Raw genomic sequence first — 21,710 nt, 5'->3', positions numbered from 1 at the left:
ACGCCTCAAACTAAGCCATTTTTCCGGCGCAAAATTTAGCTCAGTTATTTAATACAATTGGTATTAAAGCTCTTTGTATTTGTCATAAACAATATGCGAGTAGGCACCCACTGGTTTTTTAGTGATAACAGGTGCTGAGTCACTGCTTAATAAAATATCCACTGTACGGTCAAATGCAGCTGGATCTAAATAACCCATATCATCACCTGAGCCTAATAACTTAGCGACTTCCGTCATCATACGGATTTGATGAGCTTCAGTTTGCGCACCTGTGTCATCATACTCTAGGACGATCATAGCGGCTTCTTCAGGGTTGTCTGCTGCCCATTTCCAACCTTTTAATGATGCTTTTAAGAATTTAGCGTAGGTTTCTACTTTCTTGTCGTCTTTTAAGTCTTCTTCAAGTACGTATAAACCATCTTCTAAAGTCGCCACACCTTCATCTTCATACTTAAATAGTACTAACTCTTCAGGTGTTAAACCGCCATCCATGATTTGACCGTATTCATTGTAGGTCATGGTCGAGACACAATCTGCTTGTCCTTGGAAGATTGGGTCAACATTAAAGCCTTGTTTTAAGACAGTTACACCCTCGTCACCGCCTGTGGTTGGGTAACCTAGCTGTGACATCCAGCTAAGGAATGGGTACTCATTACCAAAGAACCAGACGCCAAGGGTTTTCCCTTTAAAGTCAGCCGATGTTTTGATGCCACTGGACTTTAAACAGGTCAGCATCATCCCAGATTTACTGTAAACCTGAGAGATATTGACCATAGGTAAGCCTTTTTCACGTGTTGCTAATGCGGAAGGTAACCAATCCACAATAACGTCTGCACCACCGCCTGCTAATACTTGAGCAGGTGCAATATCAGGGCCACCGGGTTTAATAGAAAGGTCAATGCCTTCGTCTTTATAGTAACCATTCTCTAAAGCGGCGTAATAGCCTGCAAATTGAGCTTGTGTTACCCATTTTAATTGCAGTGTCAGTTTATCTGCTGCACTAGCGCTAAAGCTTGATGCAAATAAAGCGGCGCCCGTTGCGAGTGTGATTAGCGTTCTTTTCATAGTTTATTCCCTTTTCTATTGTAAAGTGACGTAAAACTAATTGAATTCAATGTCCTACTGTTATTGAATTAATTAGATAGCATTAACTGTTTTTACCTTCTCGGTACGAGGGGTGCCAAAACAATAAGGACTTCTCTAATAAAGCAAGTGCCCCATAACTTAATGAACCCGCTATCGCGGCCACCACAATAGTGGCCCATACCAAGTCCATATTCATTCGACCTACCTCGGTCGAAATTCGAAATCCCATGCCAACGATAGGTGTGCCAAAGAATTCAGCAACGATCGCGCCGATTAAGGCTAATGCAGAGTTTAATTTCAATGCATTAAAGATAAACGGAAGGGCATGAGGTAATTGGTTCTTAAAGAATATTTGTGATTTTTTAGCGGCATAAGTGTGCATCAAATCTTTATGTAGTGCATCGGTGGATTGCAAACCCGTTAGGGTATTAATGAACATCGGGAAGAAGGTCATTATCACAATCACTGCGGCTTTAGACTGCCAGTCAAAACCAAACCACATCACCATGATTGGTGCGATACCCACAATCGGAATCGCAGACATAAAGTTGCCCAATGGCATCAGTGCATCCTGCAGTACTTTATTCCTGACTGCCCATTGCGCCACTAGAAAGCCCGATAAACACCCTATGATATATCCCGCCAATACCGCTTTTAAGTAGGTTTGTTTAAAGTCAGCCCAGAGCATCGGAATATTACTGATCAACGCATGGAATATGTTGCTGGGTGCAGGCATTAAAATAGGCGAAATAGCATAACCTTGAACAATACTTTCCCAGGTTAATATCAGCATAAAAGCGAATAAAGTTGGAATGATTGGTTTAATGTATTTGTATTTAGTTTCTAGATTAGTTAACTGTCCTAATAATTTAGCCATACTGTAGGCCGCTGCGATTAATAATAAAACTGAAGGTGAGAAGGCATGATAGAAACCCGTTTCACTAAACACCACTAACCCTAATTGCAGTACAATTAAAGCGATATAGATACAATTTTTTAATGTTTTAGGCATGATCAAGCTCTCCTCGGCGGCGCAACAGCACTCTTTCTGCAATCCCTACTAACCAGACTAAAATAGATCCCAACGTTGCGGCAACGATCAGTGCTGACCAGATTTGTTCGGTTTGACCATAATAGGAGCCACTCAGTAAACGAGCACCCAATCCACCCTGTGCACCAGTAGGTAATTCAGCGACAATCGCACCGACTAATGCAGCGGCAATTGCCACTTTTAAACTTGCAAACAGGTAAGGTTGTGCTGAATACCAACGTAACTTCCAGAAGATATCCTTAGCGGTAGCACTGTAGGTGTGCATTAACTCTTCATGTAATTTATCCGATGAACGCAAGCCTTTTACCATGGCAATGGTGACCGGAAAGAAGGACAAATACATAGAGATAATCGCTTTAGGGATCACACCAGTAATGTTAATTGCGCCTAATACCACCACTATCATGGGGGCAATAGCTAGGATAGGAATCGTTTGTGAGGCAATCACCCAGGGCATTAAGCTCGACTCTAAGGTTTTGTTATGTACTATGCCCACGGCAATTAAAATACCTAACAAAGAGCCAAATACAAAACCTAACAAGGTAGAATTGAGGGTAATTTGTGCATGGTAGATTAAAGAACGTTTAGAGGTTACTGGGCGATCAATAATCGACTTGATCAACTCTTGTCCCACTTGATGAGGTGCAGGCAACATTGGGCGCTTTACGTCGTAAGCACCTGCAATAATCTGCTGATAGGTCCAGGATTGATTTTTGCGCTCTAGGTTATTAATCAGTTGATTACCATTCATCAGTAAGGCTGCGAGATACCAAACCGCAATCACGATCGCAAATACACTGACGAAAGAAAAAATCTTTTGTTTCATAAATGTCTAATCCTTTAGTCGGTTATGATTAATCGATAGCATGCTCGTGAGCAAGTGCAGTACGAATCTCGCTGGCTAAGGCATGAAAAGCTGGGTCGTCGCGTAACGCTAAGGTTTTTAATCGAGGTAATGGGCTCTCTATTACTTTAACGATACGGCCGGGACGTGGTGACATCACTACAATATGAGTGGAGAGTAAAACCGCTTCATCAATCGAGTGGGTTACAAAAACGACCGTTTTTTGTGTTTCACTCCAAATTCGCAGTAGTTCAATGTTCATGTGATCACGGGTTATTTCATCCAATGCACCAAAGGGTTCATCCATTAGTAATAAATCTGGATTTAAACACAATGCGCGGGCAATAGACGCGCGTTGTTGCATTCCACCTGATAGCTGCCATGGAAATTTCTTATGGAAGTCTTGTAATCCAACCATTTTTAAATACTTATCTATTTGTTTATTTTGTTGCGCAGGTGATAAGCCTGAAATTTCCATAGGTAAAGCGCAGTTTTGTTGGATATTACGCCAAGGTAATAAAGCGGCGGCTTGGAATACGTAACCATACAAGCGGTTTAAACGCGCATCCTGTGCATCGGTACCATTGACTTTTAAATCACCTGACGTGGCTTTTTCTAAATCGGCTATAACCCGCAGTAAAGTGGTTTTACCGCACCCAGAAGGGCCGATAAAAGAGACAAAATCACCACTTTTAATACTTAAATTAATATTTGATAGCGCATGTACATCGCCATCTTTACTGGGAAAAATAAGCGATAAATCATCAATGGCGATCATTTCTCGCTTAGTTTGTTCAGCTTTTTCAGGCTTTTCAGTTACTTCGGGGGCAGATTCCATTGCTGCTTCTTCAGTTGCTAGCATATAACCTCACTTATCTGTTTGTTATTTTTATTAACGTTCAACCGTATAAGGTGCATGCTCTTGGTTATATTTTTTAACCGCATCAAATATGGTCGGGTAAGCAGGGCGTTTGATATAGCGTCCAGCGCCTTCAACAACATTCAGTTGACCATCTTTAAAGACCACTTTCCCTTGGCTGATGGTAATATGTGGCGAGCCTGTAACAGTGCGTCCTTCAAAAATATTAAAATCAATTTTTTGGTGATGTGTTTTAGCTGATAGCGTATGTTCTTTAGCCGGATCCCAAATCACAATATCTGCATCAGAGCCCACTGCAATACAGCCTTTCTGTGGGTAAATGTTGAATATTTTGGCTGTATTAGTAGAGGTCACTGAGACAAACTCATTTTCAGTTAAGCGGCCTTTATTAACACCTGAGTCCCATAACACCATTAGGCGGTCTTCAACACCGGCTGTCCCGTTAGGAATTTGTGTGAAGTTATCTTTCCCCATGGCTTTTTGATCTTCACAAAAGCAACAGTGATCGGTGGCGGTCGTTTGTACTGTGCCACCTTGTAACGCCTTCCATAAGGCTTCTTGATGGCCTTTAGGGCGAAAAGGAGGGCTCATGACATGCGCAGCAGCTGTTGCCCAATCTGGATTTTTGTAGACACTATCATCTAGTTCTAAATGCCCAGCTAAACATTCACCATAAACACGTTGTCCTTCGGATTTTGCTCGTGCTATTTCATCAATAGCTTCAGTGCATGAAACATGAACTAAATACAAAGGAACGCCAATGGATTGAGCAATACGAATAGCGCGGTTAGAAGCTTCACCCTCTACTTCTGGTGGACGTGATTGCGGATGTGCTTCTGGGCCTGTTATGCCCGCTTTAAGCATCTTTTGTTGTAAATGATGTACTAACTCTCCATTTTCAGCATGCACTGTGGGCATGGCACCTAGCTCTAAACAGCGGTTAAAGCTGTTTACCAAGGTTTCATCTTCGGCCATGATGGCATTTTTATAAGCCATGAAGTGTTTGAAGCTATTGACGCCTTCTTCTGTTACTAGAGTTTGCATATCTTGTGATACTGATTCATCCCACCAAGTGACGGCCACATGAAAAGAGTAATCGGAAACCGAGCGCGACGCCCAACCTTTCCAAGTGTCAAATGCTTCCATTAAAGGTTGTTGTGGGCTAGGGATAACAAAATCGATGATCATAGTCGTACCGCCTGCCAGGCCAGCGGCTGTACCTGAATAGAAGTCTTCGCTGGCTACTGTACCCATAAACGGTAATTGCATATGTGTGTGCGGGTCAATACCGCCTGGCATCACTAATTTTCCTGTTGCATCGATCACTTCGGTACCTTCCGGTACTTCAAGCTCATTGCCTATTGCTTTAATAACGCCATCTTCACAATACACATCTGTAAACAGACTTTGATCTGCGTTAACTAGCTTTCCGCCTTTGATTAATAAACTCATTGTGATCAACTCCTCCATGAAGGTGGCCTTGCGCGCACCAATAATAAAATCGAGATGCTCATCTTGAATATGATATTTACAAGATAAGATTTGTGTTTATTAAAGGGTTTGCAATTTACAAGCCAACAACTAACTAACTGACCAACTGGACGGGAATTGTTGTTCTGATAGGCGCTGTTACTTACTTATAGGCAATTAAAGTCTATTTTTAAAGGGGTTGGTAAATAGTAGGGAGGCAATAGCCTTGCTCAATATCAGGGCATTTGCTCACCATAGTGGTGCATGAATATTGTACTGATAATGATTAATATCTATTCTATTTGTTTTAAATGTATGCAAGTAGCTATATATAAGGGGTGTCATTAAACTTTAAACTTGTTGTCCTGTTGGTCAGTATCTTGCATTGTACTAAATTAATTATGTTATGTGCGTAATGTCGTTTAAATCAACTTGTATTGGAGTCAAACATGGAAGCATTAAAAATTAATAGTGATCGCCTCTGGGATAGTTTAATGGTAATGGCGAAAATAGGGGGCACAGCGAAAGGCGGATGTTGTCGTCTTGCATTGACTGATTTAGATAAGCAAGGACGTGAATTATATATTAAATGGGCTGAAGAAGCGGGCTGTACTGTAAAGGTTGATGCAGTCGGTAATATTATGTGTACTCGCCCTGGTGAAGATATGAGTTTACCGCCAGTGGGAACAGGCAGTCACCTTGATACCCAGCCGACAGGTGGTAAGTTTGATGGTGTATATGGTGTATTGGCTGGGTTAGAAGTGGTGCGTACAATGAACGATCAAGGCATTAAAACTAAGCACCCCATTGAAATTTCAGTCTGGACAAATGAAGAAGGTTCGCGTTTTGCACCTGCTATGATGGGCTCTGGTGTGGTTTCTGGTCGCTTTACTCTGCAAGAGATTTTAGACACTAAAGACGTTGATGGTTTGCGCTTAGGTGATGAACTTGAACGCATTGGTTTTGCGGGTGAAACGCCGGTTACTGGTCGTCAATTCCATGCTTTCTTTGAAACACATATTGAGCAAGGGCCTTATTTAGAAGCAGAAGAAAAACAAGTGGGCGTAGTGACTGGTGGTCAAGGGCAACGTTGGTATAACGCAGTGTTAACTGGGCGAGAATCTCATGCTGGTACCACACCTATGCATTTACGTAGTGATGCATTAATTGCAAGTTCGCAACTGGTGTTAAAGGTTGAAGAGATCGCCAAAGCGCATCCACCAGGCTGTGGCACAGTGGGCTTTATGCAAGTGATGCCAAACTCGCGAAATACTATTCCAGGCGAGATCTCCATGAGTATTGACCTACGTCATCCGATTGATGAAGAGCTAACTAAAATGGATGAAGCCTTAAAAGCTGCGATTAAAGAGATAGAGGCAACGGGTCCAACCATTGCACTTGACCCATTCTGGTATTACGAACCTATTCACTTTAACGAAGACTGTGTGAATGCAGTACGCCAAGCAACGGTCGACTTAGGTTATAGCCATATGGATATTATTGCGGGGGCTGGACATGATGCTTGTTATGTTTCGGATTTTGCTCCGACGAGTATGATTTTTACACCCTGTTTAGATGGAATTAGTCACAATGAAATTGAAAGTACCACTCAGGAAGAGTGTGAAGGGGGCTGTTCTGTACTGTTGAATGCTATGCTGACCATGGCTGAAGTGGTTTAGGTTACACTCAGTAAAGGCAATTAATTAGTCGTTTAAACACATTGTAAATAAGTTGATAAATACTTTATTTACAATGTGTTATAAATTTTAAATCGGCATGTTATAGTTGTTTAATACCACATCCTCTTAATACTATTTGCGTGATCAGTTCTGCACCCGTTTCAAAATCATCATCATCTAACTCCGCTTTACCCATCAAAATACTACTTTGTAATCCATAGTCGGCATAGGCTTGTGTTGATGACCAGATCATAAACAGTAAATGTTCTGGGCTAATTGGGTTCATCCATTGCTTGGCGATCCACTCACGAATCACTTGGCAGGTGCTAATAAACTGTACTTTTAAGTCGGTTTGTAGCTTTTCTTTTAAAAATGGCGCGCCATGTAGTAGCTCAGAAGCAAAGATACGAGAGGCATTGGAGTGATCTTTAGATTGTCTTACCTTAAGCAGAATATACTGTCTGAGCGCCTCTTTAGGATGCTGATCTGCGGTCATCTCTTCCATATCCACCAACCAAATCTTTAAAATTTGGCTAAGTACTTCTTTATAAAGCACCTCTTTAGTTTTGAAATAATAGAGAATATTCGATTTTGGCAGGTTCGCTTGTTCGGCAATAGAAGAGATAGTGGTGCCATTATAGCCAAATTCAGCAAAGCGCTGTTCTGCTACGGTTAAAATTAACTGTAGGTTACCTTTACGAATATCAGCTGATTTTCGGCGTTTTATTACACTTTTCTTAGTGTCAGTCATTAATCATTCTCCGCACTGTTTTATCGCAACAGCCTTGTCATGGTGCAGCATTACTCCACATTCATATCTTAGATCGAAGTGATTACTATTTAAAGACTTATAAGCGATCTCAGCGTTTAATATAAGCTTAATTTTTATACTAAGCAAAACAATCGCTTAGCCTCATGTTCGTTTTTTAATCTAACTTGTTGACTCTGTGGTCAGGTAGTTGGCTTGTTGTTTGCATTGTCCAAAGGGTCAATCATAAAAAGATAGTGCAACATTAATTATAAATAGGAGAGGTTATAGTGATGAATATGGACAATTCAGTAAACTATTCACAGCAACAATTAGCATTAGACCAAATGTTTAAGGACATCAATCCAGCCTTAAGTGCGCGTCAGGCAGGTATCGAAAGTTCACGTTGTTATTATTGTTATGACGCACCTTGTATTAAGGCATGCCCATCTAAAATTAATATTCCTAGCTTTATCGCTAGTATTCATGCCGATGATTTAACCGGTGCTGCTAAAACTATCTATAAAGAAAATATTATGGGGGGCAGTTGTGCACGTGTTTGTCCTACTGAAATTCTCTGTGAGCAAGCTTGTGTGCGTAATCATGAAGCTGAAAAAGCGCCTGTAAAAATTGGTTTATTACAACGTCACGCAACGGATAATGCGGAATTTGAAGGGCATCCCTTTGAACGTGCAGAAAACACAGGTAAAAAAATTGCTGTGGTAGGTGCTGGCCCTGCTGGGTTAAGTTGTGCACATCGTCTAGCACTGTTAGGTCATGAGGTGGAAGTATTTGAAGCACAGCCAAAAGCGGGTGGTTTAAATGAATATGGTATCGCTAAATACAAGTTAACCGAAAATTTTGCTCAGGAAGAGGTCGACTTTATCTTAAGTATCGGTGGTATTACGGTGCACTATGATCGCGCGCTCGGTAAAGATATTAGCCTATCAACACTTAAGGAAGAGTTTGATTCGGTGTTCCTCAGCATTGGTTTACAAGACACTTCATCACTGTATTTAGAACATGAAGATAACGATTCAGTATTAAATTCAGTTGATTTCATTAAAGAGTTGCGTCAAGCCACTGATATTGACCAACTGGATATCCCAAAAGACAGCGCAATAGTGATTGGTGCAGGTAACACCGCCATTGATATCGCTTGTCAATTAAAGCGTTTAGGTACTGAAGAGGTCACCTTAGTTTATCGCCGTGGTGAAGCACAAATGAGCGCTACCGGCCATGAACAGCAAATAGCTAAAAACCATCAAGTTCGTATTAAAACATGGAGTCAGCCAGAAAAAATTAACCTTGATGAACAGGGTAAATTAAGGTCAATGACCTTTAGTAAAACCTACCTCGATCAAGACAAGCTAAAAAGCACTGGAGAGCAGTTTGAAGTGCCTTGTAGTGCTGTGTTTAAAGCCGTTGGTCAAAAAATGGCATACCCACAAACCGAACAACTTATTCCTACTATTAGTAACGGTAAAGTCGCTACATTTCATAACCAATTAACCAGTATTGAAGGTGTGTTTGCAGGTGGAGATTGCACGGGTGTAGGGCAAGACTTAACTGTTGAAGCAGTGCAACAGGGCAAACTAGCGGCATTAGCCATTCATCAAGAACTAACTTCATCTGAGGAGAAATAACATGGCTGATTTATCAATTGATTTTGTAGGTATTAAAGCACCCAATCCATTTTGGCTAGCTTCAGCGCCACCAACAGACAAAGCCTATAACGTTGAGCGTGCTTTTGAAGCGGGTTGGGGAGGGGTAGTTTGGAAAACCTTAGGTGAAGACCCTGCTGCGGTCAATGTTTCATCTCGTTATTCTGCACTGTATGACCACAATGGTGAGGTGTCTGGTTTTAACAATATTGAATTAATCACTGACCGTAGTTTAGAGATTAACTTGCGAGAAATTGAAGCGGTGAAAAAAAGCTGGCCTGACCGTGCCTTAGTGGTGTCGTTAATGATGCCTTGTGAGGAACAGATTTGGAAAACTATTTTAAAACAAGTAGAAGCAACTGGCGCTGATGGTATTGAACTTAACTTCGGTTGTCCTCATGGCATGCCTGAACGCGGCATGGGGGCTGCTGTTGGCCAAGTACCTGAGTATGTTGAGATGGTCACTCGTTGGTGTAAAGAGCACAGTAAAATGCCGGTCATTGTTAAGTTAACGCCCAATATTACCGATGTAAGGTTCCCAGCGCGTGCCGCTAAAAGTGGAGGGGCCGATGCGGTGTCGTTAATTAATACCATCAACTCTATTACCAGTATTGACCTTGATGCGATGGCTGCTCGACCAATTGTAGACGGAAAAAGTACACACGGTGGTTACTGTGGTCCTGCCGTTAAACCGATTGCGCTGAATATGGTGGGTGAAATTGCTCGTGACCCTGAAACCGCTGGTTTACCGATTTCAGGCATAGGCGGCATTGGTAATTGGCGTGATGCTGCTGAGTTTATCTCCTTAGGCGCTGGCTCTGTACAAGTTTGTACTGCGGCGATGATTTACGGGTTTAACATTGTCACAGAGATGAAAGAAGGTTTATCAAACTGGATGGACAGTAAAGGCTACGAAAATATTGAAGCCTTTAAAGGATTAGCAGTTCCGAATACAACGGATTGGAAAAAGCTCAATATGAACTACAAGGTGGTGGCTACCATCGATGAAGATAAATGTATTGGTTGTGGTCGTTGTTACCAAGCCTGTGAAGATACCTCACATCAAGCTATCGAAGTGACTGCAAATGAAGATGGTACTAATAGTTTTGGCATTATCGATGATAACTGTGTGGGTTGTAATCTCTGTGAAATTACTTGCCCGGTTGATGACTGTATCACTATGGATGAGCGTTCAAAAGGGCAGCCATATATGAACTGGATGCAAGATGAACGTAATCCGCATCGTGAAGAAGTATAACGGCTCATGTCATCTATTTTTTGAGGTAAATTATGAATAAAAAACAGGTTAACCATAGTCTGACACAGTCGCAATTAGATGCGCATTGGATGCCTTATTCCGCAAACCGTGAATTCAAAAAAGACCCAAGAATCATAGCATCCGCAGCCGGGCGCTATTTTACTGATGATGCAGGGCGTAAAATTTTTGATGGATTATCTGGTCTTTGGTGTACAGGGTTGGGACATTGTCGACCGGAAATTACTGAGGCAGTGAGTCAGCAACTTAATACCCTTGATTACTCACCAGGTTTTCAGTTTGGCCATGAGAAGTCATTTCAACTAGCCGAAAAAATTACTGAGTTTATGCCGCAAGGTTTAAATCGCGTGTTTTATACCGGATCTGGTTCTGAAGCCGCTGAAACCTCATTAAAGATGGCACGTGGCTACTGGCGTAAAAAAGGGCAAGCGACAAAAACCAAATTGATAGGTCGTGGTTTAGGTTATCACGGCAGTAATTTCGGTGGTATCTCTGTGGGCGGCATTGGTGGTAATCGCGCCATGTTTGGGCCTGCGGTGGAAGCGGATCATCTGCGTCATACCCTATTGCCTGAAAACCTATTTAGCCAGGGACAACCTGAGCATGGGAAAGTACTAGCGGAAGAGCTGTTAGATATTATCGCATTACATGATGCGTCAAACATCGCTGCGGTTATTGTCGAGCCATTATCTGGGTCTGCGGGGGTGATTCCACCTCCTGTTGGATACTTAGATCGTCTTCGCGAAATTTGTACCGATAATAATATTCTACTGATATTTGATGAAGTCATTTGTAGTTTTGGTCGAATGGGCGCAAAAACCGGTGCAGAAGCTTTTGGCGTTGTACCAGATATGATCAATATTGCTAAACAGGTCACTAACGGTGCTATTCCGATGGGGGCAGTGGTGGCTAAACAAGAGATTTACGATACCTATATGGATAATAGCGGTGGCGACCATATGATTGAGTTTCCACATGGTTATACCTACTCAGCACATCCCGTTGCTTGTGCGGCGGGTTTGGCGACATTAGATCTTTTACAGCAAGAGAAATTACCGGAAAGAGTGAAAGCAATGAGCGATTACTTTCAGCAAGCGGTACACAGTTTAAAAGGCTGTAAGCATATTGTTGATATTCGCAATTATGGTTTTGCCGCAGGTTTTACTATTGCGCCAAACAATGGTGACCCTGCATTAAGACCTTATCAAATTGGCATGAAAATGTGGCAGAAAGGTTTTTTCATTAGATATGGTGGCGCGACTGTTCAACTAGGTTTGCCTTTCACCACTGAGAAGGCTGAAATCGATTCCTTAATTAATGCGTTAGGTGAAACTTTCAACGAAATAGCTTAAAAAAACTAATAACGTGGTAATACCACATGGAGATTGTTATGACACAAGTAGTAGGCCATTTTATTGATGGTGAAGTAATAGAAGATAATAGCCGAACACAGGATGTATTTGACCCAGCATTAGGGGAAGTTGCCACACAAGTTGCATTAGCGTCTAAAGAAACCGTGGAGGCGGCGATCGCATCGGCACAACAAGCTTTTCCTGAATGGCGTAATACACCACCTTTAAAACGTGCTCGTATTATGTTTCGTTTTAAAGAGTTATTAGAAGAAAACCGCGATAAAATTTGTCATCTTTTAGGTAAAGAGCACGGTAAAATTTTGCATGACGCAGCGGGCGAGTTACAACGTGGTATTGAGAACGTTGAATATGCTTGTGGTGCTCCCGAATTGTTAAAAGGGGAGTACAGCAAAAATGCAGGACCGAATGTTGATTCCTGGAGTGAAATGCAATCAATTGGTGTCGTGGCTGGGATCACACCTTTTAACTTCCCAGCAATGGTACCGATGTGGATGTTTCCATTGGCGATCGTGTGTGGTAACTGTTTTATTCTAAAACCTTCTGAAAGAAACCCAAGTGCACCTTTATTTTTAGCGCAGTTATTACAACAAGCCGGCTTACCTAAGGGTGTGTTAAATGTAGTAAATGGTGATAAACAAGCTGTTGATGCCATTCTCGAAGATAAACGTGTAAAAGCGGTGAGTTTTGTTGGCTCTACCCCAATTGCTGAGCATATTTATACAAAAGCAACTGCAAGCGGTAAACGTTGCCAAGCATTAGGTGGTGCAAAAAATCACGCGATTATTATGCCCGATGCCGATATGGACAATGCAGTTAATCAACTATTAGGTGCAGCTTTTGGTTCCTCTGGTGAACGTTGTATGGCGTTATCTGTGGTTGTCGCCGTAGGTGATCAAGCCGCTGATGCATTGATTGAAAAAATGACCGTCGCCATGCAGAGCTTAAAAGTCGGTGTCTTTGATAATACCTATAACGATTTTGGCCCTGTTATTACCAAGCAACATCAGCAGAAAGTAGTGGGTTACATTGATAGCGCTGAAGCCGATGGTGCAAGTATTGTTGTTGATGGCCGTGACATAAGCGTTGTAGGTTATGAAAATGGCTACTTTGTTGGCGCAACCTTGATTGATAACGTTAAAGCAGAGATGGACAGTTACAAAGCTGAAATTTTTGGCCCTGTACTTCAAGTGATGCGCGTTGAATCTATGGATCAGGCGATGCAGTTAATCAATGACCATGAATATGGCAATGGCACTTGTATCTTCACCCGTGATGGTGAAGCCGCGCGTTATTTCTCAGATAATATTGAAGTGGGTATGGTTGGCATTAACGTGCCATTACCGGTGCCGGTTGCTTACCATAGTTTTGGTGGTTGGAAACGTTCACTGTTTGGTGATTTAAGTGCCTACGGCCCAGATGGTGTTAAGTTCTACACTAAACGTAAAACCATTACACAGCGTTGGCCATCAAGTGGCGTAAGGGAAGGAGCGAGTTTCGCTTTTCCTAGTTAAAGCGTAATAGCTATGACGTTAGAGTCATATCATTAAATAGAAAGCCCTTGTTTGTAAAATGCAGACAAGGGCTTTTTTGTATCCAAGATATGCTGAAAGAAAAATGTTATTTGTTTTTTAGGTTTTCTCCTTTGGTTTTCATTCAATAAAAACAACTTACAATACTTGGTCTTATTAACGTTAACCTTATGATCAATAAGGTTTAAATTTAAGTAGTAAAAAATGTAAATTGACTCGTGTTTTAGCCTCTTAATAAATATATTGATAACCATTATCATTTATGTGAGTGTAAAATAAAATATGAAGTTAACTAAAGTATTGGCATTAAGTGCATCGGTTGCATTGACGACTGCTTGTAACGAAGACTCAACAGATTCAGTTGAATTATCGGATGTGATGAATGGCCAATTAGAAGTGGCTGTTTCTGGTTTAGCTTATTCGACGGATACACTGTCTGGCACAACCGATGAATCTGGTTCATTTGAGTATCGTGATGGTGAAACCATCACTTTTAGTCTAGCAGGTTATAGCCTCTCAGAAGTTGTGGCTGACTCTAGCATTACTATTTCTGACTTAGTAGAAGAGAGTAGCGCGCGTCAAACACAGTCAATTAAACTATTAAAAATGATGCTAGCATTAGATGACGATGGCGATATATATAATGGTCTAAGTTTAGATACCAGTGTGTTAAGCGATGACAATGCTGACTTTATCGAGATCGATGAAACGGATTTTGAACAAGCAACAAGCGCAGTGAGCAATGCGACTGCTTTTGCTTACGCTAAAACTATGAATTTAGGAAGCTATACGACCTTATCTGCTGGTAACCATCATACGCTTGGATTAACAGTTGCGGGTAAACCTTTTAGTTTTGGTGAGAACTACGGTGGGGTTGTTTATGATGAATCACCAAGCCGTTACTGTGGCAGTGAGTTAAGGTTAAAGTTAGGCAGAGAGTCTGATACAGACCTTGAACCAGGAACAGAATTAAATGAAGAAGGCAATGATAGTCTTTCTGATGAAGAAAATGCTTGTTATATAGAAGGTAATATAGCGCGACAATATGGGCTTTATAATGCCAGCTCCGGTTGGGTTACCTTGAGTGATGACTCATTAAGCTTCAAACGTATTTCAACGGATCAAACCGATGGTGCAATGGTCACGGAAGATGGTCGATTATTTGTTTTTGGGGCGAATACAGTAGGTGGCTTAGGTTTAAGTCATACTGATCCGGTTACATTCCCAACGGAAGTGTTGTTACCAAATGATGATTTAGCTACTTATGCGACATCGGGCTCGGCTAATACTTATGTTGTGACTCGTTCTGGTAATGTTTACTCGTCCGGCGATAATGGGAATTTGCAACTAGGTCGATTAGATGACTCCTCTGATGACCAAAGCACCTTCGGTTTAGTGTTAATTTCAGAGGTTATTGTTGACCTTGCTGTACGTGACCACACTGTTTATGCATTAACAGAAGATGGTGATGTCTATTCTTGGGGCAATAATTCAAGTAAGGGTGAGCTAGGTGATGGCAGTGTCAGTGTTGACCGCTCTACACCATTAAAAATATTGGAAGGTAAGAATATAGTTGCTATTGAAGCCGGTGCCGATTTTGGTTTAGCTGTTGATAATGAAGGTGTTGTTTATGGGTGGGGTAACAACAGTTATGGTGCGCTAGCACAAGGAACACCTGAGTTGAGTGGGTCTATTTATAAAGTTTCTGACGTTGAAAGTGTATTAATCCCGGAAGTGATTGATAATTTATCTACTGGCTCAGAAGCGTTAGGCTCGGATCGTATCATTGCATTCCAAGGCGGTAGTCGTAATGCCCGTGCATTAACAGAAGCTGGTGACATCTACTCTTGGGGTGACATGGGTACTGGGTATATGGGAAATGGTTATGAAACCGATAGCTCAGGTATTGAGCGTCAAATCTCAGTAGAAGCGGTTAAAAACACAACCTTAGATGACCACTTTATTGTTACTATGAGTGCTAATACATCAAGTCATTTTGCTGTCACAGAAGACAACACTGTTTATGCATGGGGATCTGGTAGTGATGGTCGTCTGGCAGTAGAGCAAGACGAGTGTGCTGAAACTAATATCAGCCTGTATGATGGGACTGCTTCATCGACAGTTTGTTACTCTCCGATTGAAATAGATGTAACACCATAATGTTATTCTGCATAAAATAGCTTATATAACGACTTAAAGGCTTTAACATGATTGTTAAAGCCTTTTTGTTATAGGTGTTAAAAAATAATGTGACAGTTAAATAGCTGATTAACGTGGTAAACTCGTCTTTTTATTAACGAGCTCGATTTTGTGTCACTGATGCAGGGTTCAACGAAACTTTTATTAATTATCATTAAAATGGATTTACTATGGCTTATTTATTATCAGTAACCTTACTGTGGGCATTCTCCTTTAGTTTGATTGGCGTATATTTAGCTGGTCAAGTTGATGCTTGGTTTAGTGTGTTTATTCGCATTGCGTTAGCCGCGCTTATTTTTCTTCCTTTTTTGAAAATACAACAAATGGATAAATCCTTAGCTGCTCGCATTATGATGATTGGTGCAGTTCAGCTGGGTTTGATGTATGTATTTTATTATCACTCATTCTTATACTTGTCGGTGCCAGAGGTTTTATTGTTTTCTGTTATGACACCTATTTATGTCACTCTCTTGAACGATGCATTAGATAAGCGTTTTAAACCTCAATTTTTTCTTGTTGCAGTGATTTCTGTATTGGGAGCTGTCGCTATTCGTTATGGCAATATCAGTAGTGATTTCTGGTTTGGACTCTTATTGGTTCAAGGTGCTAATCTTTGTTTTGCTATTGGGCAGGTGGCTTATAGCCGTTTAATGTCAGATAGTAAACTAGATCATAAAACGGTATTTGGTTGGTTCTTTATTGGTGCATTATGCGTAGCAACTGTATGTTACATCAGTTTTGGTAATCCAGATAAATTACCAACCACCACTACTCAGTGGGGGATCTTATTGTACTTAGGTACCATTGCATCGGGATTGGGATATTTTGCTTGGAATAAAGGAGCAACTAAAGTCAATGTTGGTACCTTAGCGATCATGAATAACCTATTAATCCCCGCTGGCATATTAGTTAATTTACTTATTTGGAATAAACAGGCTGATTTACTGAGATTAAGTATAGGGGCTGTGATTATTGTTGCGGCGTTAGTACTGAATCACTTTTTAAGTAAAAAGCCAGAAACATTAGTTAAAAATTAGTTGCTAAGTAGGTTAACCAAGTTTAATAACAGCGGTGAATAACACTAATGTTATTACCCTTGGTTAATACCAATTATATTAAAGCTTTATTTAAATATAGCTCTTGCTTTAGGTGCAATAAATAGTGCAATTCGGTCAATTATCAAGACACTGAAAATTGCAGCAGCACCTAGTGGAAACAGCAATGAAATGGGCAATAACAACCAGGTTGCTTGTTTCCATAAGGTTAGGTCTTTCGGTTTAGGAGGTGCCGCTAATGCTATTTTCCCCTGTGGTCGGCGCAACCACCAGATCACCACACCTGTTATACATATCAATAGGATGCCTAAACAAAATAAGGTATTAACCACATAATTCCATAGTCCCCATTGTCCCATATGTAACGAGATGCCTATCGCCATTGATTTTGCAGCTAAGCTATAATCTGCATAACCAACATCCGCTAACACTTCACCTGAGTACTGATCAAAATGTACAGTGCGGTCATCAGTCGCATTCTCAATATCTTTACTCATAGAGCTAGCTGAAGTGGTGTAAACACCTGTGTCACCTTTTGGAAAAAACACTTGGAATTGTGTAAAACCTAATGTTTGAGATTGCTCAATGATTTGATCTAAGCTGACAGTTTCAGTATTTCGGCTAGCTATAGATTCAGGTAAAGCAGACTGCTCTAATCCCCAAGGCACTTGCTTTAAACCTGGTACATTTAAACTATCATGGGTGAGGGTAGATGAAACACTACTCGCACTTTTTTGCATTGGGAAAGTGCTCCAAAGTTGTAACATTGAACCACCCCAAACACTGGCCCAAGCTAACCCTGATAAACAGAAAAAGACTAAAATAACTGATACCCAAGCACCGATAACAGAGTGTAAATCGCGCCAATATTCACGTCCTTTATTAGCCGTTACACAGAGTGCTGCTTTTAACGTTTTACCTGAGCGTGGCCACCATAAATAGAGCCCTGTGATCACCAGTAAAATAGTAAAGCTGACTGCTATTTCAATCATTTTATCGCCGCTATCACCGAGCATAAAGGTGCCATGAGTATTATCAGCCCAGGCATAAAGAGAGTCAGATATGGATAAGTCACCTAATACCTTTGCTTGGTACGGGTCTACAAAAACAGTTAATGCATCACCATTATGCATGACTTGAAAACGTGTTGAATCAGCGGGGGCTCTTGATGAGTGAATTGATTTAATAAGGTCTTCAGGGTAAGCCTGTGCGACTAATTTTTTTTGTGCTGTATAGCTGATAGGAGATTGAGTAACTTGTTCAACTTGATATAAATCTTGGTTTGTCCATTTTTCGACAACAGGTGAGTAAAGCATTAATAAGCCTGTTACCGCGAGCATCATTAAAAATGGGATAGTGTAAAGCCCTGCATAAAAATGCCATCGCCACACAGACATATAAAAAGATTTTGAGTTACTCATAGAAGTCCTTAAAAGAGTGATGTTATTGCTTTAATAACTGGTTATTGAACAATGTTATTAATGGTTTGATAGGGGAATTCGAGGGCGAAGATTATACCTTAATAGGAATAATTATTCCTGATAAATGAGCAATAACTTAAATGTTAGATATAAAAAAACCGAATGTATGACATTCGGTTTTGGAGGTAAGTCTTAAATAAGGTTAACCTTGTTTGTGTACATGTACATCCATTTGTGGGAATGGAATGCTAAGGCCTTCATTGGCGAATGTTTTGTAAACATTTTCATTCATAGCGAAGAATACACCCCAGTAATCTGGTGCTTGAACCCATGCACGAACCGTGAAGTTAACTGAGCTATCTGCAAGTGCAGATACAACGATAACAACTTCCGGATCTTTAAGAATACGTGCATCAGCATCACACATTTGTTTAATGACTGCGCGTGCTTTATCAACATCATCACCGTAAGCAATACCAATTGTCCAATCTACACGACGCTTCTCTTCCGTTGAGAAGTTAGTCATTGAACCTGTTGATAGCCCACCATTTGGTAAGATGATTGTTTTGTTATCACCTGTTTTTAAGATAGTGTTGAAAATTTGAATTTCACGCACTGTACCAGCGTGACCTTGTGCATCAATGAAATCACCTACTTTGAATGGTTTGAATAGTAAAATCATTACACCACCTGCAAAGTTTTGCAGTGTGCCTGATAATGCCATACCAACGGCTAGACCTGCTGCTGCTAAAATAGCAACAAATGATGTCATTTCAATACCAAGCATGCCAAGTACAGAAATACCTAACATCACTTTTAAGATCATACCGATTAAGCTGTTTAAAAACGGCTTTAATGAGGCATCAACGTTACTCTTAGTCATCAACTTGTTTAAACCGCTTAACACCAGCTTGATGATCCAAGAACCAATTATCCAAACTACAATTGCAGCAATTAGTTTAGGTCCATATACCAGCGCGATTTCTGTTGCTGAATCCATTATTTCATTTGCGTCCATACATCCTTCCTTAGATTTTAAAGTACATAAAATTGACAATCTATATAAAACTGTGAAATACATCCAGCACTGATTTTAAATAATTTTCTTCATAGTGAGCTGTATCATGTTTATACAAAAAAGTGACTGTTTTTTGCTGGATTTTTAACTAATGAGTAGTAGTGGATTTTAACCACATGGAAGATCTGTAAAATGAGTTTTAGTCTCATTTAATATAGTTAGGCACTATAAAGATGAAGTTTATAATGCCTAAATTATTTACATCATGTTAATCATGTTTTATGTGTGGTGTCTGAAGCGTCTTTATCCGATTCTATGGTTTGAATCGGTTGATTTCGAACACACATTAACGCCGTTGACATATATTGGCATGTACCAATGTATAGATCATTATGCACACCTTCATATTGACAAGCTTGTGACCGCGCTTTTTCAGTGCAGGCTTGTAATGCCAATTTATTTAATGGGCCAGAATGTGCTAAAGCAGCATTAGATACAAATAGTGATATTACGCCGAGGGCTAATAAACAAAGTTGTTTTTTTAATTTTTTATCATTCATGATCTTTACTCTTCCGGTCTTGGTGGGCGTTCACCATTTTCTGGGCCACCGTTTGGTGGACCGCCAGCAGGACCACCCTCAGGTCGAACCGTTTCACCATGCATACAACCGATAAACATATTTTCACTTGGGCTAGCTGCATGGTAGTGGTATCCACGGATCTCATCAGTAGTACCACGACACTCATCAAGCATCTCTTCTTCGCCTTTAGCATTCTTCATTGCGTAAATAGGGTAACCATCCATCGCATAACCAATTAATGGTGCATGTCCGTCATCAGTGGTTTCTGATTTATCAGTACAACCGTTTGTCGAATGGTAATGATAACCTTGATGTTCATTGATATGTCCACCACAATCATCAAATGCAGCAATGGTATAACTACCTAAGATGGCATCAACAGGTGCTGGGCCGGCTAATTCTGCTCCATCAAGGGCAATACCTACAGTGTGTACTCGACCCGCCGTATTTTTAGCTGGGATAGGTGTTGTTGGAATTAAGTAGGTTTGTGTAAAGTCATCGTCAAGATAAGCCAGTTCGCACTCAATACAGTTTTGTTTGTATTGCTCTTCAACATCTGGGCGAGCTGCACCTAAACAAGCTGCTTTAGTAGCGGTATAGCGTACTTTATTGGTTTTAGCATCATAAACAGCCCATTTATCATCTTCATAATACTCATCAAGCTTTAAAATGAACTCTCCTGTTATGTCAACTAACTCTCCACTGCCATCTTTGCTAAACCATTTACCGCCATCTTCTGGGCCGTCGTTAGTGGTTCTTGGACAAAACGGGCCTGGCTCTCTACCTGCTGGTGCACCTGAAGTGACTAATTTATAACAGGTTGTTTCTGTGCCTTCCGCTGTGGTGCAGTCGACAATAGTTGGCTCTTCAGTAAATGCCCCTTTTTTAAACATTGTCAGGTTGATTCCTTGATACACTTGATTTGCCTGGCTGGTAGGGGAGGCAGTCTCTGTTACCGTTGATGTCACAGTGTCTTTTTCAGTTTCACTGTTACATCCTACTAAAGTGGCTAATGCACTAAAGGCAACGAGTCCTGTTAATATTCGCTTGTTTATTAAGCTCATGATGAGATCCTTTTTTGTTAAGAGTATAGGTGTTGATACTGCTTATTTATTTTCTTGGACTTATTATGGATAAATAGCATCAGTATCAGTTTACAATACATGCACAATTGAAATTGTGGCTTAAAGGTATCATTTTTTAGCCATAAAATCATATGGATACAATTAAACGCCACACATTTTAGTGATGCATAGGTTTATGAAAAGTTAATTTATATTATTGATAAATAACTTACACCTGATACTGACAAAGTGTGCGTGACAAAGTTCCTAACTTATAATTTTTGATTATTATGATCATAAAAAATGATAATTTTATTGTTTAAGCTTGCCACTGTATCGTTAGCACTATTATGACACCCCAATTAGTAAGATTTAAATGAAGTTTTTACATACTATGATCAGAGTAAGCGATCTTGAACAGTCCATTGACTTTTATAGCAAAGTATTAGGGATGAAAGTGTTAGAGAAAAGTATCAATGAAGCTTACCGCTATACCTTAGTTTTTGTCGGTTATGAGAGCAAAGAAGCTAGCGCAAGTATTGAGCTGACCTTTAATTGGGATACGCATGAATATCAATTAGGTAATGCGTTTGGTCATGTTGTATTGGGTGTTGAAGATATTTATGCTGCCTGCAAAAAAATAGATGCATTAGGTGGCAAAATGACACGTGAACCTGGCCCTGTAAAGGGAGGAACAACCCATATTGCCTTTATTACCGATCCCGATGGATATCAAATAGAGTTGATTCAATTAGACTAATTTAGAGGAAAT

Annotated in this window: 18 protein-coding genes; 8 read left to right on the top strand and 10 right to left on the bottom strand. The window is 40.5% G+C overall.

All coding sequences use genetic code 11. The annotated features are described in order from the left end of the window. Window positions 1-63: 63 nt before the first annotated feature. The 5 genes from DS885_RS08795 to hydA all read right to left on the bottom strand — a co-directional run bounded on the left by DS885_RS08795 (window position 64) and on the right by hydA (window position 5,313). Window positions 64-1,065 carry an ABC transporter substrate-binding protein gene (locus DS885_RS08795; RefSeq protein WP_113819063.1) on the bottom strand — a complete coding sequence of 334 codons (1,002 nt, stop codon included), beginning with the start codon at window positions 1,063-1,065 and terminating at the stop codon, window positions 64-66. Between the two features lie 82 nt (window positions 1,066-1,147). Beyond that, window positions 1,148-2,098 (bottom strand): ABC transporter permease, encoded by a 951-nt coding sequence (locus tag DS885_RS08790; RefSeq protein ID WP_113819062.1) that lies wholly within the window; start codon window positions 2,096-2,098, stop codon window positions 1,148-1,150. Further along, window positions 2,091-2,963 carry an ABC transporter permease gene (locus DS885_RS08785; protein WP_113819061.1) on the bottom strand — a complete coding sequence of 291 codons (873 nt, stop codon included), beginning with the start codon at window positions 2,961-2,963 and terminating at the stop codon, window positions 2,091-2,093. Before DS885_RS08785 ends, DS885_RS08790 begins: the two co-directional genes overlap by 8 nt. Before the next feature lie 28 nt (window positions 2,964-2,991). Further along, the gene (locus DS885_RS08780; RefSeq protein ID WP_258546876.1) at window positions 2,992-3,843 is read right to left on the bottom strand and encodes an ABC transporter ATP-binding protein; all 852 of its coding nucleotides are present in this window, start codon (window positions 3,841-3,843) and stop codon (window positions 2,992-2,994) included. Between the two features lie 30 nt (window positions 3,844-3,873). Next, window positions 3,874-5,313 carry a dihydropyrimidinase gene (gene hydA / locus DS885_RS08775; protein ID WP_113819060.1) on the bottom strand — a complete coding sequence of 480 codons (1,440 nt, stop codon included), beginning with the start codon at window positions 5,311-5,313 and terminating at the stop codon, window positions 3,874-3,876. Between the two features lie 467 nt (window positions 5,314-5,780). On the opposite strand from hydA, the gene DS885_RS08770 reads away from it, so the two are divergent. After that, window positions 5,781-7,010 (top strand): Zn-dependent hydrolase, encoded by a 1,230-nt coding sequence (locus tag DS885_RS08770; protein WP_113819059.1) that lies wholly within the window; start codon window positions 5,781-5,783, stop codon window positions 7,008-7,010. Window positions 7,011-7,110: 100 nt separating this feature from the next. Here DS885_RS08770 and DS885_RS08765 read toward each other — a convergent pair whose 3' ends face one another. Next, window positions 7,111-7,761: a TetR family transcriptional regulator C-terminal domain-containing protein gene (locus DS885_RS08765; protein ID WP_113819058.1), complete on the bottom strand. Its 651-nt coding sequence runs from the start codon at window positions 7,759-7,761 to the stop codon at window positions 7,111-7,113. 296 nt (window positions 7,762-8,057) lie between these two features. Here DS885_RS08765 and DS885_RS08760 point away from each other — a divergent pair, with 296 nt between their 5' ends. The 6 genes from DS885_RS08760 to DS885_RS08735 all read left to right on the top strand — a co-directional run bounded on the left by DS885_RS08760 (window position 8,058) and on the right by DS885_RS08735 (window position 16,836). Then, on the top strand, window positions 8,058-9,404 hold the full coding sequence (locus DS885_RS08760; RefSeq protein ID WP_258546875.1) for an NAD(P)-dependent oxidoreductase: 1,347 nt from the start codon (window positions 8,058-8,060) through the stop codon (window positions 9,402-9,404). Window position 9,405: 1 nt separating this feature from the next. Then, on the top strand, window positions 9,406-10,680 hold the full coding sequence (gene preA / locus DS885_RS08755) for an NAD-dependent dihydropyrimidine dehydrogenase subunit PreA (protein ID WP_113819056.1): 1,275 nt from the start codon (window positions 9,406-9,408) through the stop codon (window positions 10,678-10,680). A 32-nt stretch (window positions 10,681-10,712) separates the two neighbouring features. Continuing rightward, a complete protein-coding gene (locus DS885_RS08750; RefSeq protein WP_113819055.1) occupies window positions 10,713-12,050 on the top strand; it encodes an aspartate aminotransferase family protein in 1,338 nt (445 codons plus the stop codon). Between the two features lie 38 nt (window positions 12,051-12,088). Beyond that, a complete protein-coding gene (locus tag DS885_RS08745; RefSeq protein ID WP_113819054.1) occupies window positions 12,089-13,582 on the top strand; it encodes a CoA-acylating methylmalonate-semialdehyde dehydrogenase in 1,494 nt (497 codons plus the stop codon). A 300-nt stretch (window positions 13,583-13,882) separates the two neighbouring features. After that, window positions 13,883-15,760 (top strand): RCC1 domain-containing protein, encoded by a 1,878-nt coding sequence (locus tag DS885_RS08740; RefSeq protein ID WP_113819053.1) that lies wholly within the window; start codon window positions 13,883-13,885, stop codon window positions 15,758-15,760. A gap of 209 nt (window positions 15,761-15,969) precedes the next feature. Further along, window positions 15,970-16,836 carry a carboxylate/amino acid/amine transporter gene (locus DS885_RS08735; RefSeq protein WP_113819052.1) on the top strand — a complete coding sequence of 289 codons (867 nt, stop codon included), beginning with the start codon at window positions 15,970-15,972 and terminating at the stop codon, window positions 16,834-16,836. Between the two features lie 86 nt (window positions 16,837-16,922). Here DS885_RS08735 and DS885_RS08730 read toward each other — a convergent pair whose 3' ends face one another. The 4 genes from DS885_RS08730 to DS885_RS08715 form a co-directional block, all read right to left on the bottom strand. Continuing rightward, on the bottom strand, window positions 16,923-18,275 hold the full coding sequence (locus DS885_RS08730; protein WP_113819051.1) for a PepSY-associated TM helix domain-containing protein: 1,353 nt from the start codon (window positions 18,273-18,275) through the stop codon (window positions 16,923-16,925). A gap of 202 nt (window positions 18,276-18,477) precedes the next feature. Then, complete coding sequence (locus DS885_RS08725; protein ID WP_113819050.1) at window positions 18,478-19,293, bottom strand: mechanosensitive ion channel family protein; 816 nt, start codon at window positions 19,291-19,293, stop codon at window positions 18,478-18,480. A 272-nt stretch (window positions 19,294-19,565) separates the two neighbouring features. Further along, window positions 19,566-19,853, bottom strand: coding sequence for a hypothetical protein (locus DS885_RS08720; RefSeq protein ID WP_113819049.1), 288 nt, complete (start codon window positions 19,851-19,853; stop codon window positions 19,566-19,568). Window positions 19,854-19,858: 5 nt separating this feature from the next. Then, window positions 19,859-20,938: a YHYH protein gene (locus tag DS885_RS08715; protein WP_113819048.1), complete on the bottom strand. Its 1,080-nt coding sequence runs from the start codon at window positions 20,936-20,938 to the stop codon at window positions 19,859-19,861. A gap of 376 nt (window positions 20,939-21,314) precedes the next feature. On the opposite strand from DS885_RS08715, the gene gloA reads away from it, so the two are divergent. Beyond that, complete coding sequence (gene gloA, locus DS885_RS08710) at window positions 21,315-21,698, top strand: lactoylglutathione lyase (protein WP_113819047.1); 384 nt, start codon at window positions 21,315-21,317, stop codon at window positions 21,696-21,698. Window positions 21,699-21,710: the final 12 nt, after the last annotated feature.

Origin of the sequence: Psychromonas sp. B3M02 (assembly GCF_003318165.1) — a bacterium.
Lineage (GTDB): Bacteria > Pseudomonadota > Gammaproteobacteria > Enterobacterales > Psychromonadaceae > Psychromonas.
The sequence above is the reverse complement of the archived record's forward strand: the minus strand, read 5'-3'. Positions and strand labels throughout refer to the sequence as shown.

Coding starts and splice junctions, on each gene's coding strand:
- DS885_RS08795 (WP_113819063.1), bottom strand. CDS start 1,065: ATGAAAAGAACGCTAATCACACTCGCAACGGGCGCCGCTTTATTTGCA.
- DS885_RS08790 (WP_113819062.1), bottom strand. CDS start 2,098: ATGCCTAAAACATTAAAAAATTGTATCTATATCGCTTTAATTGTACTG.
- DS885_RS08785 (WP_113819061.1), bottom strand. CDS start 2,963: ATGAAACAAAAGATTTTTTCTTTCGTCAGTGTATTTGCGATCGTGATT.
- DS885_RS08780 (WP_258546876.1), bottom strand. CDS start 3,843: ATGCTAGCAACTGAAGAAGCAGCAATGGAATCTGCCCCCGAAGTAACT.
- hydA (WP_113819060.1), bottom strand. CDS start 5,313: ATGAGTTTATTAATCAAAGGCGGAAAGCTAGTTAACGCAGATCAAAGT.
- DS885_RS08770 (WP_113819059.1), top strand. CDS start 5,781: ATGGAAGCATTAAAAATTAATAGTGATCGCCTCTGGGATAGTTTAATG.
- DS885_RS08765 (WP_113819058.1), bottom strand. CDS start 7,761: ATGACTGACACTAAGAAAAGTGTAATAAAACGCCGAAAATCAGCTGAT.
- DS885_RS08760 (WP_258546875.1), top strand. CDS start 8,058: ATGGACAATTCAGTAAACTATTCACAGCAACAATTAGCATTAGACCAA.
- preA (WP_113819056.1), top strand. CDS start 9,406: ATGGCTGATTTATCAATTGATTTTGTAGGTATTAAAGCACCCAATCCA.
- DS885_RS08750 (WP_113819055.1), top strand. CDS start 10,713: ATGAATAAAAAACAGGTTAACCATAGTCTGACACAGTCGCAATTAGAT.
- DS885_RS08745 (WP_113819054.1), top strand. CDS start 12,089: ATGACACAAGTAGTAGGCCATTTTATTGATGGTGAAGTAATAGAAGAT.
- DS885_RS08740 (WP_113819053.1), top strand. CDS start 13,883: ATGAAGTTAACTAAAGTATTGGCATTAAGTGCATCGGTTGCATTGACG.
- DS885_RS08735 (WP_113819052.1), top strand. CDS start 15,970: ATGGCTTATTTATTATCAGTAACCTTACTGTGGGCATTCTCCTTTAGT.
- DS885_RS08730 (WP_113819051.1), bottom strand. CDS start 18,275: ATGAGTAACTCAAAATCTTTTTATATGTCTGTGTGGCGATGGCATTTT.
- DS885_RS08725 (WP_113819050.1), bottom strand. CDS start 19,293: ATGGACGCAAATGAAATAATGGATTCAGCAACAGAAATCGCGCTGGTA.
- DS885_RS08720 (WP_113819049.1), bottom strand. CDS start 19,853: ATGAATGATAAAAAATTAAAAAAACAACTTTGTTTATTAGCCCTCGGC.
- DS885_RS08715 (WP_113819048.1), bottom strand. CDS start 20,938: ATGAGCTTAATAAACAAGCGAATATTAACAGGACTCGTTGCCTTTAGT.
- gloA (WP_113819047.1), top strand. CDS start 21,315: ATGAAGTTTTTACATACTATGATCAGAGTAAGCGATCTTGAACAGTCC.